The organism is Pedobacter sp. PACM 27299 (assembly GCF_001412655.1).
Taxonomy (GTDB): Bacteria; Bacteroidota; Bacteroidia; order Sphingobacteriales; family Sphingobacteriaceae; genus Pedobacter.
On record NZ_CP012996.1, the window covers coordinates 1612463 to 1624526 of the forward strand.

Sequence of the window (12064 nt, forward strand, 5' to 3'; positions counted from 1 at the left end):
TCGATTCCAAAGGGGTATTGTCTGTCAAAATAACATTTTTCAAAACCATTTAATTTTCGTGTTGTTGTATAGGCAAATCCTATAATCGGACAAAAATAAAACAATATATACTATGGACGCAAAAGAAATCAGTTTAAATGAAAAAGAAGTGAAACCTGTAGTGGACATGCTGAATGACTATCTGGCTAATTATCACGTACATTACCAGAAATTAAGAGGTTGTCACTGGAATGTAAAAGGTCAGAACTTCTTCACTTTACACATTAAATTTGAAGAATTATATACCAATGCCCAGTTAACGATTGATGAAATTGCCGAGCGTGTCCTTACTTTAGGTAAACCACCGCATAGCCGTTTCGCAGACTATATTAAAGAATCTACACTTAAAGAAGTGAATACCATTGGCATGAAAGACATGGATATGGTAGAAGAGATTCTAGCTGATATGGCGCATCTTATTCAGCTGGAACGCGAACTGTTGGATGCTACTGCGAATGCAGGCGATGATGGTACGAACGACATGGTGAACAGATTCATGCAGTTTAAAGAGAAAAATACCTGGATGTTACGTTCATTCTGCGGTAAAAAATAACTGATCATTCCTCCTAATGGTCTTACAGCCACTTCCAGCATATTCAGGCAGTGGCTTTTTTATGCTTAAAGTTCTGGATTGGTAAATTGCTGCAGGTAGCTGTGCGGGGTAGTTCCTTTCTGTTTTTTAAACTCGTAGAAAAAAGAACTGCGGGAGGAGAATCCAGCTTCAGAACCTAAGCCATCCAGACTATATTGTTTATGGTGTTTACTTTGCAGCTGTGCTAAAATGTAGTTGACGCGATAAGTATTGATGAAATGACTGAAATTTTGCTGGAAGTATAAGTTGAGCAAATGTGATAGGGTATGCGAACTTACTTTGAACATCTGTGCCAATTGCGCCAGTGACAATTTCTTCTGGCGGTAGGGGTGATGTTCTTCCAGATAAGCAATGATGCTTTCTTTCGACAGCTGTGCTTCCTCTCTTTTTTTATGGTAAGCGCCCACGATCTTTTTTAGGGTAGTGATTTTTATGTTCAGGTAAGAAGCAATTAGCTCCAAAGGAATCCGTGTGGCATGATGCGGGTAGTTGTTTAAAAAGTCTGCATATTTATCTGATGCGGTGCCGATCCGGAAGAATACAGACCTGTGGTGTGCGATCTTATAATAAAGCTCCATTACTTTCCTCATCACAATGTGCATTTCAGGGAAGTTTGTCGACAGCTTTTCCAGATCATCTACATGTATGCCGAGCAGCAAAGCGTCTTCTGCCGCTTTAATGTCTTCCGTAGCAGGAACAACCCCATAAATTCCTTCTATGGCAGATACAAATTCACCCTGTACACAAATGAAACTGGTGATGACTTGTTTTCCGGAAGTAGCCTCTCCGGTTAGAATGCCTTCAATAATAAAGTATACAAAATAGCTGTAATCTCCTTTTCGCAACAAGTATTCATTCTTTTTTACACGAATTTCATAACAGCTTTCAGCGAGCTGCGCCTTTGCAGCCAAAGGAAGTTGAAAAAAATAATCTAAACGTTCAAATACAGCAGCTAAATATTTTTGATCCGGCTTTTTTTGATGGTGAAGAGGTGTTGACATGAAAGAGGTTATAGTTTGCGTCTGCAAAATAGTTAAAAGTGGGTGTAAGATTATAATGTTGTACTCTTTAGACCTAAAATTTTACTAATTCATAATGATTCACTCTTACTTTTGTCAAAAATGTAAACGTATTGTCTTCGATTAATCGTTGTTGTATTTATTGTAAAATATTTTATATCAATGATTTTTTAGTAGTCCTATTATAGTTATTCAAGGTTATGGAACGCTCCATTTGTAATTGCTTCGCCTGCTACCCTAGCAGCGGAGCTTTTATTTTTTATAAAAGGATTGTAATTTACGGCTTTTCTGCAGCCTCATTTTAGGCCAGATAACAATAGTTTAATACCTTTGGTAGGTAATGGGATATAAAAGTTTAGCAGAATGTGTTGCCGATTTAGAAAAACACGGCCATTTAATCAGGATTAAAGAAGAAGTTGACCCATATCTGGAAATGGCGGCCATCCATTTGCGCGTTTACGAGCAGCAAGGACCCGCTTTATTTTTTGAAAAGGTCAAAGGAAGTCCTTTTCCAGCGGTCTCCAACCTATTTGGTACGCTGGAGCGTTCAAAATTTATGTTTAGGGATAGCTTGGATAAAGTGGAGCAATTGGTAGGATTGAAGTTTGATCCCATGAGTGCAATAAAGAAGCCGCTTCAGATTCCCGGAATTGCCCTGACTGCACTTACCGCTTTACCCCTTAAGCAAACTTTTAAATCTACATTCAGTAAGACCACCATTAGTGCTTTGCCGCAGATTGTGAACTGGCCAATGGATGGCGGCCCTTTTGTGACTATGCCACAGGTTTATACAGAAGACATAGATAAGCCAGGTATTATGAATGCCAATCTGGGTATGTACCGGATTCAGCTTGCCGGTAATGATTATATTCAGGATAAAGAAATAGGTTTACATTACCAGATACATCGGGGAATTGGTGTACACCAGTCGAAAGCCAATGCAAAAGGCCAGCCTTTAAAGGTGAGTATCTTTGTAGGCGGTCCGCCGGCACATGCATTGGCAGCCGTAATGCCTTTGCCTGAGGGTCTTTCGGAGATGACTTTTGCAGGTGCCCTGGGCAACCGAAGGTTCAGGTATTTTTATGATGAAGAAGGATTCTGCATTTCTGCAGATGCTGATTTTGTGATCACTGGTACTGTGTATCCGCAGGAAAACAAGCCTGAAGGTCCTTTTGGTGATCATTTAGGTTATTATAGCTTAACCCATCCATTTCCTTTAATGAAAGTGCACAATGTGTACCACCGTAAAGACGCAATCTGGTCTTTCACTGTAGTGGGCAGACCACCACAGGAGGATACCAGTTTTGGCGCCTTGATTCATGAGATAGCCGGATCGGCCCTGCCTAAAGAAATCCATGGTTTAAAAGAATTGAATGCAGTAGATGCGGCAGGGGTTCACCCATTATTGTTCGCGATAGGAAGTGAACGTTATACGCCATTTCTTAACGAACGCAGGCCTCAGGAAATACTGACTATTGCCAATCATATTTTAGGTAAGAATCAGCTGAGTCTGGCTAAATACCTGTTTATTGCGGCCAGAGAAGATGATGAGACTTTAGATACGCATGATCTTTCCCATTTTATGCAGCATGTATTGTCCAGAATGGATTTTAGAACAGATTTACATTTCCATACCAATACCACGATTGATACCCTGGACTACAGTGGAGATGGCTTAAATAGCGGTTCCAAAGTAGTATTTGCAGCTGCGGGTTCCGTACGCAGAAGATTGTCGAAAGTGCTTCCTACAGGCTTTACTTTGCCGGAAGGGTTCCATACTGCTCAACTGGCGATTCCAGGAGTACTTGCAGTTCAGGCTGCTTCTTATGGGAGTCATGCTGCTGCAATAGAAGAGATCGCTGTTTTGAATGCAGCGTTGAAAGATCAGGATCTGGAAGAAATTGCCTTAATGGTTTTATGCGATGACAGCGTCTTCACTGCCGAAAATATCAACAATCTGGTATGGATTACCTTTACAAGAAGTAATCCTGCGGTAGATATTCATGGAATCGGAGCTTTTACGACGAATAAACATTGGGGCTGTACAGGTCCTGTGATTATTGATGCGCGTAAGAAGCCTCATCATGCACCGGAATTGATTAAGGATGCTCAGGTGGAAAAGAACATTGAAAGATTTGCAGGCCTTTTTAAGGAAGGTGGGTTTTAATCACATGTAAGACAGGTAGATTTTATGGAATTCTAAATTGAGATATAAAAAAAGGGAAGCTGAACAGCTTCCCTTTTTTTATATCTCTTATATGAGAGATCGTTTGTGTGGAGATTAGAACCTCACACCGAACGTTAAAAATACATTGTCTCTGCTTGTTTTGATGTTAGCAACAGGCTCTTGGAAATTGTTTAAGATGTAGCTGTCTAAGTCTACATTACCTTCAATACGTTGGTAAGCAAGGTCTAAAGAGTAGTTACCTACACGGTACCCAAGGCCACCTGAGTATACATTAGTCGCAAAATATGACTTCGTGTCATTTTTTGAGTAGCTGCCGTTATTGGCATAACCAGCCCTTAAGCTAATGGCATTGTCTACTTTATATTCTGCACCAAATCTATAATTTACTGTGCTCTGGTAATTGTCTTTGATACTTTGGTTTGCTGACATGATTGCGCCCTGGTTGTTATCCTGGTCAAGTGAATACTTGATTGTAGTGTAGTCGATATAATCGATGTCTGCAGAAATCAAAGCTCTTCCAGCAATCACATAACTCGCACCCAGCGATCCTTTTAATGGAGTACGCAATTGGTAGGTCAAGCCTGAAACACCTGGCGTATTGCTGAAAATACCTGGCTTTCCGCCAGCAGCATAATTAGTAGTTAAAGTATGCGCCTGAACATCATCGAAATACATCCATGTTGGTGTTTGGAAAGTTGCACCTACACGTAGGTTTGCATCTGGTCTAACGATAATACCTAAACGTGCATTGAAACCTGAACCTTTAACATCAGAGTTAAGCTGATAATTTGAAGTGTAGTTACTGTTGATTTCAGGGTTGTTATTGTATCCGGATTCCGTAAATAAGCGTTCGCTTACATATCTCGTGCTCACAAAATTCAAACTACCACCAATATATACCTTGTTAGAAATGTTCAGTGCACCAGCTACGTTCATTTCTGAGGTAGATCCGGTTCTGATTTCCGATTGGCTCTGACGGTATGGACCAGTAGTGGTCGGTGTATAATAATCACTTTGTGTACCAGATGCAGGTACATAACTAATTAAATAATTGTCATAAGCCATTTTCTCAATGCTGTAGTTATCCAAAGTTGTTGGATCTCCAGGAGCATAACGGTTGGCTTCTTCTGCAAAATAATTGTTAATGGAACTCTGGTTATTGGTACCATTAAATTTGAAGTTTGCGGTAAAGTCATTGTTACGGCTATAGCCTACTCCAAATACAGTACTCACTACGCCTTTACTTGGATCTGTTCCTTTAGGTTTGAACGTTGGGTTAAAAAACACAGCACCCACATTGTTCAGGTTTAGTCTGTTTTTAGAAGAGTTGGTTTGTTCTCCAAGAAATTCTGCTTTTCCCTTCATCATATTGAATTCAGGAGTAAAGCTAAATTCTGATTTGGTGAATAAACCAAGACCTGCAGGGTTGCCACCTAATGAACTCATGTCGCCACCTACACCAATCTGTGCACCACCCATACTTTTAAACCTGGCGGTACTGCCATAATTGGTTTGAGAGAATCTCAGGGCATCAGGGGCGTATTGAGCATATAAAGAACCTGTAGTGGTTACTATAACCACTAAGGAGGATAGAATTTTTTTCATGTTTGTTTTCTGAATGATAATTATTGTAACTGATTAGCCTCTTCCACCTCTAGAAGATCTACCGCCACCACCGCCGACACTGCCGCCGCCAGAAGATCTGCCACCTGCATCTCCACCACGTGATGGGGTATAAGTAGGCACATTTTGCTGTGGTCTATAGCTTTCTCTTGCAGGTCTGACCTGTTGATCAATTGACTGTACACGTCCTGGTCTGATAGAACCTGGTGCCTGTCCAACGCCCTGTGTTCTGTTAGGAATGTAAGAATCGGCTCTGCTTCCTCGTGAAATTACGTTTCCGTTTCTGTCGCTTCTCATATTTCCAGAACCTCTTGAAGAACTGCCATTGGCATAATTTCTATCATTGAAAGTTCTTGATGGTCTTGGTGCGTTCTTATACCTGTTGCCGCCACCAATGATGATGCCGCCACCCCAGCCTGGATAGAAACCGCCTCCCCATCCTGGATAGAAGCCACCGCCCCATCCTGGATAAAAACCGCCGCCCCATCCTGGGTACCATGGGTTGTAACCGAAGCCACCGCCCCATCCGTAATATGGATTGCCCCATGCAGAGCCAAAGCTAAGACCTAAAGAAAGTCCGCCGCCATAACCATATCCGCCGTAACCGAAGCCACCATCAAAATAAGGATCGTAGTAAGATCTCCATGGACTTGCGTAAGAAAATCTATTGATACGGGAAGAGTAATCCATGTCATAATAAGGATCACTTGTACCGTAATACTCATCATTTGAATCGTAATACTCTTGTTGTTGTGCCACTACTCTTGGTTGTGGGGTATAAATCTGTGCTTTAACATTAGAGTTGTACACATCATCCGCTTGGGCACCTTGCTGCGCGTACCTTGGCGCAGAGCAGGAAGCGACAACTATCGTTGTCACAGCCAGCATACTGGTGAATAAATGTCTAGGTTTCATAACTATATGTGTTGTTTGTGTGTCACACGCTTTTTTGTCGGCTATAAATTTATAAATTTGTAGTCTACATTTCAAGCAAAGTTACACAAAAAACATTCCAAATAGTTATGAGCAAAGGTATTACAAGTAAAAATGAAGATTATTCGCAGTGGTATAACGACATTGTTATGAAAGCCGATCTGGCAGAGCACTCCTCTGTTAAAGGATGTATGGTGATAAAACCCTACGGATACTCCATTTGGGAGAAAATACAGGCGGTTTTAGACAAAAAGTTTAAAGATACAGGACATAGTAACGCTTATTTTCCTTTATTCATTCCTAAGTCATATTTTTCTAAGGAAGCGTCACATGTGGAAGGTTTTGCTACTGAATGTGCCGTAGTGACACATTATCGTCTTAAGAATGACGGAAACGGAAACATTATCGTTGATGAAACGGCGAAACTGGAAGAGGAATTAATTGTAAGACCAACTTCAGAAACCATCATCTGGAATACTTACAGAGGCTGGATTCAGTCCTACCGTGATCTTCCTTTGCTGATCAACCAATGGGCAAATGTGGTGCGCTGGGAAATGCGTACGCGTCTGTTCCTGCGTACTACTGAATTTTTATGGCAGGAAGGGCATACTGCACATGCGACTGCACAGGAAGCGGTAGAAGAAACAGAGAAAATGCTGGATGTATATGCTGATTTTGCAGAAACCTGGATGGCGATGCCAGTGGTTAAAGGGATGAAAACGCCAAATGAGCGTTTTGCAGGTGCATTAGAAACTTATTGTATTGAGGCATTAATGCAGGATGGTAAAGCTTTACAAGCAGGTACTTCCCATTTCCTCGGACAAAATTTCGCAAAAGCATTTGATGTGAAATTCACGAACAAAGAAGGTAAAATCGAGCATGTATGGGCGAGCTCATGGGGGGTTTCTACCCGTTTAATGGGCGCTTTGATCATGGCACATAGTGACGATGCCGGTTTGGTATTGCCACCAAAATTAGCACCAATTCAAGTGGTGATCATTCCGATTCACAAAAATGAAGAAGACCTGAAAAACATCACCAGCTTCGTAGATGAATTATCTGCTAAATTGAAAAGTCTAGGTGTTTCGGTGAAATATGACGATCGTGAAGCACAGCGTCCAGGATTCAAATTCGCAGAATATGAATTGAAAGGCGTACCAATCCGCTTAGCAATTGGTGGACGTGATTTAGAAAATGGTACCGTTGAACTTGCACGTAGAGACACTAGAGAGAAACAAACGGTAGCTCAGGAAGGTCTTGATATTTTCATCGTTCAGTTATTGGATGAAATTCAGGCAAATATCTATAACAAAGCATTCCAGTACCGTGAAGAGCATACTACTGAAGCGAATTCTTATGATGAGCTGAAAGAACTGTTAGATGGTAAAGCAGGATTCGTATCTGCGCATTGGGATGGTACTCCAGAAACAGAACAGAAAATTAAGGAGGAGACAAAAGCAACCATCAGGTGTATTCCTTTAAACAATAAGCAGGAAGATGGTGTTTGTATCTATTCAGGTAAACCATCTAAACAAAGGGTATTATTTGCCCGCGCCTACTAATTAAGTTCATCATTTGCGCTTTAGAGGAAACAAAATTTAAACAATGGATACAGAAAACTACGCGAAAATACTGACTGAATTTAAAAATAAGGCCTCTTTAAAACAGGCCATTTACAGAAATACAACGGAAGTCTTTGAGCTGCTCAAGAAGCAGCTCATTAAGACGGCCAGCAAATTGAAAAGCGATTATCAAGCTAAAGATCCTTCGGTAGAGATCGATTATAAAGAAAACAATAAGTTTGAAGTACAGCTGAAGTTTTCCGGTGATATGATGGTGGTGTCAATGCACAGCAATGTGTTTAACTTTGGTACTGGTCATTCTGTTTTTCAAACGAATTATGTGAAGGAAGATCCTTCAAGAAGTTATTGCGGTATTATTTATATCCATAACTTCCTGGCTGATTCTATTAAGTATAATCGTTTGGCAGACGAAGGTTCCCTCATTGCCAGGCTGCTCATCAATAAAGAAAAACACTTTTTAGTAGAAGGAGAAGGAGCATTGGATTTCCTGTATCAGGACTTTTCCGCTAACCTGGTGACAGAAGAAGCACTTACAGATATCATTGAAAGGTCAATTTTGTTCTGTCTGGCTTCGGATTTGATAATTCCGCCTTATGCGCAAATAAAAGAAGTAACTTTAAATCAGAAACAATCCATGTTGGCCGCAAGCGGTTACCCGACAGGAAAACACCTGGGGTATCAGTTTAAGGCTGAAACAGAACAAAATAATAACCTATGAAGTTCGCAACAAAAGCTATACATGCAGGTCAGGAACCTGACCCATCTACAGGAGCCGTAATGACTCCAATTTATCAAACTTCTACCTACTGGCAAAAATCTCCTGGTGATCACCAGGGTTTTGAATATTCAAGAGGTACCAACCCTACCCGTAAGGCATTAGAAGATTGTCTTGCTGCTTTGGAAAATGCTAAATATGGTTTGGCTTTTTCAAGTGGAATGGGTGCAACAGATACGGTTTTAAGACTGTTACAGCCAGGTGATGAAGTGATCACCGGAAACGACCTTTATGGTGGTTCTTACCGTATCTTCACTAAAGTATATGCGAAATATGGTATTAAATTCCATTTCCTGGACTTGTCTAAGCCAGAAAATATGCTGCCATATATCAATGACAAAACGAAATTGGTATGGATTGAAACTCCTACAAACCCAACGATGCAGATCATCGACATTGAGGGTGTTGCCAAAATCACTAAAGAGAAAAACCTGATTTTAACGGTAGACAATACTTTTGCTTCTCCTTATCTTCAGAATCCTATTGATCTGGGCGCAGATATCGTGATGCATTCGGTAACCAAATATATCGGTGGTCACTCTGATGTAGTCATGGGAGCGCTACTAGTGAACGATGAGCAATTGTATAAAGACCTTTGGTTTATTTACAATGCCTGTGGTGCTACACCAGGACCTCAGGATGCGTTTTTAGTATTGAGAGGAATTAAGACCCTTCATTTACGTATGAAAGCACACTGTGAGAACGGTGAAAAAGTAGCACGTTTCCTTAAAACCCATCCTAAAGTAGATAAAATCTACTGGCCAGGTTTTGAAGATCATCCTAACCATGACATCGCGAAAAAACAAATGCGTGGTTTTGGTGGTATGGTGTCGATCACTTTAAAAGGTGCTGACCTTCAGGAGACTTTCAGAATCGCTTCTTCTTTCAAAGTTTTTACCCTTGCAGAATCACTAGGTGGTGTAGAATCCTTGATCAACCACCCGGTAAGTATGACGCATGGTTCTATTCCGAAAGAAGAACGTGAAAAAGTAGGTGTAACTGATAACCTTTTGCGCCTAAGTGTAGGAGTAGAAGATATCGACGATTTAATCGCCGATTTAGAACAAGCATTGAGTTAATTTAACACAAGAAATATTGGAATTCCTGGAACTGAAAGACTTTTTGGACTATAAAGTGGAGCAATACAACAAGCCGAACTTTATCACCAATGATCCGATTTGCATTCCTCACCGTTTTTCTAAAAAACAAGACGTTGAAATTGCCGCATTTTTTGCGGCAATTTTAGCTTGGGGGCAACGCAAAACCATCATCAATAAATGTACAGAGTTGTTTGAACGCATGGACAATGCGCCTTACGACTTCATGCTGCAGCATAGTGATAATGACCTTAAAGGTTTGCTGGGCTTTAAGCACCGTACCTTTAACGATACCGATCTGCTGTATTTCGTATCCTTCTTTAAGTTCCATTATGAACAATCCGATAGCTTGGAAACGGCGTTTCTGGCGCCTTTGAAACCTACATTGAGGCAAGAATACCTGGAAGAAATTCCGGTTGCTGCTGCTGGCAAAACTTCCAAAAAATATGCTTCTTCGGCCTGTATGCTGGAGGATTTAAATCGTACACCGCAGACGGAACAAGCTTTAAATTATTTCAGGTCTTACTTTTTTAGTCTGCCGGATTTCCCAAGAAGAACGATTAAACATGTTTCTTCACCCCTTCAGAAGTCTACCTGTAAACGCCTCAATATGTTTTTACGATGGATGGTGAGAAAGGACAATAAAGGCGTTGATTTTGGACTTTGGAATACCGTACAGCCAGCAGGTTTAATCTGTCCATGTGATGTTCATGTGGATCGGGTGGCGCGTAAATTAGGAATGATCAGCAGAAAACAAACGGATTGGCAGACTGCAGTAGAATTGACTAAAAAGCTTGCTGAATTTGATCCTGCAGATCCTGTGAAATACGATTTTGCCTTATTTGGACTGGGGGTTGAAGAAAAGTTTTAAAGGATTTACACTCCAGGTTTTTGTAAGTAGAAAGGCTTTCTTAATTTTAAGGTATGGTGACTTTTAAAGCAGAAATCGAACGTTTTGCCGAAATGGCTGAAAAAACAGGTTGGACCTACGTTTTCATCCCTTCTGCTATTGCCAATGAAATCAAAGCAGATTGCCGGAAAAGTTACCGCGTAAAAGGAATGCTGGATCAGGTGGCTGTTGCCGGGATAGCACTCGTACCTATGGGCGAAGGTGATTTCATCATCGCACTGAATGCGCCATTGCGCAAAAAGCTTAAAAAAGATAAAGGAGCAGTACTGGAAATCCATCTGGAAGAAGATCTTGACTTTAAAATCCTGATGCCGGACGACCTGGAAGTTTGCCTTTCTGATGAGCCGCAATGGCTGGAAAGCTTTTTAAAGCTTCCAAAATCCCACCAAAACTATTACATCAACTGGTTGAATTCCGCAAAAACGGAAGCCACAAGAACGAAAAGACTGGTCAAAATCGTTACTGCAATGGATAGAAACTGGGATTTCGGAACAATGATGCGGGATGGAAAACCCCGCGAAGCATAAGGAATTATCGGTTGTAAGTTCTGAACCAGCTCCAAACCTTCATTTGAATTACCCCAAGAAAAGCTTCCCTGAAAATACGGGTGCTCATTTTGGAAGTCCCCTCTGTACGGTCAGTAAAGATGATCGGAACCTCCACTACTTTAAAGCCATATTTGATCGCTGTGAACTTCATCTCAATCTGGAAGGCATAACCTACAAATTTGATCTTATCCATAGGGATGGTCTCTAAAACGCGTCTGGTGTAACATTTAAATCCTGCAGTTGCATCCTGAATGTTAATCCTGGTAATTATGCGTACATACATGGAAGCAAAGTACGACATCAATACCCTGTTCATTGGCCAGTTCACTACATTTACCCCATTTACATAACGGGAGCCGATGGCGAGGTCCGCACCATTTATACAGGCTTCACGAAGCCTGATCAAATCATCTGGATTGTGAGAGAAATCTGCATCCATTTCAAATATATACTGGTATTGCGGACGGGCTAGTGCCCAGCGGAAACCATGAATATAGGCCGTACCTAAGCCCAGTTTTCCTGTTCTTTCTTCGATATGAAGGCCAGGGAATTCTTGCTGTAACCCTTTCACAATGCCGGCCGTTCCATCAGGAGAACCATCATCAATAATTAGGACTTCAAAAGAATAAGGCAAGGAGAAAACCTTTCTAATGATTTTCTCAATATTTTCTTTCTCGTTGTAGGTAGGGATTATAATTAGACTGTCTGACACGTAATATAAATTTAGGAGCGAAATTATGGATTCTTAACGAAAAAA

At 40.9% G+C, this 12064-nt stretch carries 11 protein-coding genes; 7 read left to right on the forward strand and 4 right to left on the reverse strand.

Annotated elements, in window-relative coordinates:
• The first annotated feature begins 112 nt into the window (after window positions 1–112).
• Window positions 113–592: a Dps family protein gene (locus AQ505_RS06910; protein WP_062547505.1), complete on the forward strand. Its 480-nt coding sequence runs from the start codon at window positions 113–115 to the stop codon at window positions 590–592.
• 65 nt (window positions 593–657) lie between these two features.
• Here AQ505_RS06910 and AQ505_RS06915 read toward each other — a convergent pair whose 3' ends face one another.
• Window positions 658–1632, reverse strand: a complete 975-nt coding sequence (locus tag AQ505_RS06915) for a helix-turn-helix domain-containing protein (RefSeq protein ID WP_062547506.1) — start codon at window positions 1630–1632, stop codon at window positions 658–660.
• A gap of 358 nt (window positions 1633–1990) precedes the next feature.
• Here AQ505_RS06915 and AQ505_RS06920 point away from each other — a divergent pair, with 358 nt between their 5' ends.
• Window positions 1991–3817 carry a UbiD family decarboxylase gene (locus AQ505_RS06920; RefSeq protein WP_062547507.1) on the forward strand — a complete coding sequence of 609 codons (1827 nt, stop codon included), beginning with the start codon at window positions 1991–1993 and terminating at the stop codon, window positions 3815–3817.
• Window positions 3818–3931: 114 nt separating this feature from the next.
• Here AQ505_RS06920 and AQ505_RS06925 read toward each other — a convergent pair whose 3' ends face one another.
• Together AQ505_RS06925 and AQ505_RS06930 are read right to left on the reverse strand one after the other, a co-directional pair.
• A complete protein-coding gene (locus tag AQ505_RS06925; RefSeq protein ID WP_062547508.1) occupies window positions 3932–5443 on the reverse strand; it encodes an OmpP1/FadL family transporter in 1512 nt (503 codons plus the stop codon).
• Window positions 5444–5476: 33 nt separating this feature from the next.
• A complete protein-coding gene (locus AQ505_RS06930) occupies window positions 5477–6376 on the reverse strand; it encodes a hypothetical protein (RefSeq protein WP_157262235.1) in 900 nt (299 codons plus the stop codon).
• A gap of 107 nt (window positions 6377–6483) precedes the next feature.
• Between AQ505_RS06930 and proS the strand changes: the two genes are divergently transcribed.
• The 5 genes from proS to AQ505_RS06955 are packed head-to-tail and all read left to right on the forward strand — an operon-like array spanning window position 6484 to window position 11286.
• Window positions 6484–7956 (forward strand): proline--tRNA ligase, encoded by a 1473-nt coding sequence (gene proS, locus AQ505_RS06935; RefSeq protein ID WP_062547510.1) that lies wholly within the window; start codon window positions 6484–6486, stop codon window positions 7954–7956.
• Window positions 7957–7999: 43 nt separating this feature from the next.
• Window positions 8000–8695, forward strand: a complete 696-nt coding sequence (locus AQ505_RS06940; protein WP_062547511.1) for a hypothetical protein — start codon at window positions 8000–8002, stop codon at window positions 8693–8695.
• Window positions 8692–9831 carry a cystathionine gamma-synthase gene (locus AQ505_RS06945; protein WP_062547512.1) on the forward strand — a complete coding sequence of 380 codons (1140 nt, stop codon included), beginning with the start codon at window positions 8692–8694 and terminating at the stop codon, window positions 9829–9831. The genes AQ505_RS06940 and AQ505_RS06945 overlap by 4 nt, the downstream gene beginning before the upstream one ends.
• Window positions 9832–9847: 16 nt before the next feature.
• Window positions 9848–10720, forward strand: coding sequence for a TIGR02757 family protein (locus tag AQ505_RS06950; RefSeq protein WP_062547513.1), 873 nt, complete (start codon window positions 9848–9850; stop codon window positions 10718–10720).
• A gap of 53 nt (window positions 10721–10773) precedes the next feature.
• Entirely contained in the window at window positions 10774–11286 is a 513-nt protein-coding gene (locus AQ505_RS06955) for a YdeI/OmpD-associated family protein (RefSeq protein ID WP_062547514.1), read from the forward strand.
• 4 nt (window positions 11287–11290) lie between these two features.
• Here the strand turns inward: AQ505_RS06955 and AQ505_RS06960 are convergent, their stop codons facing one another.
• Window positions 11291–12019: a polyprenol monophosphomannose synthase gene (locus AQ505_RS06960; protein WP_062547515.1), complete on the reverse strand. Its 729-nt coding sequence runs from the start codon at window positions 12017–12019 to the stop codon at window positions 11291–11293.
• Window positions 12020–12064 lie beyond the last annotated feature (45 nt).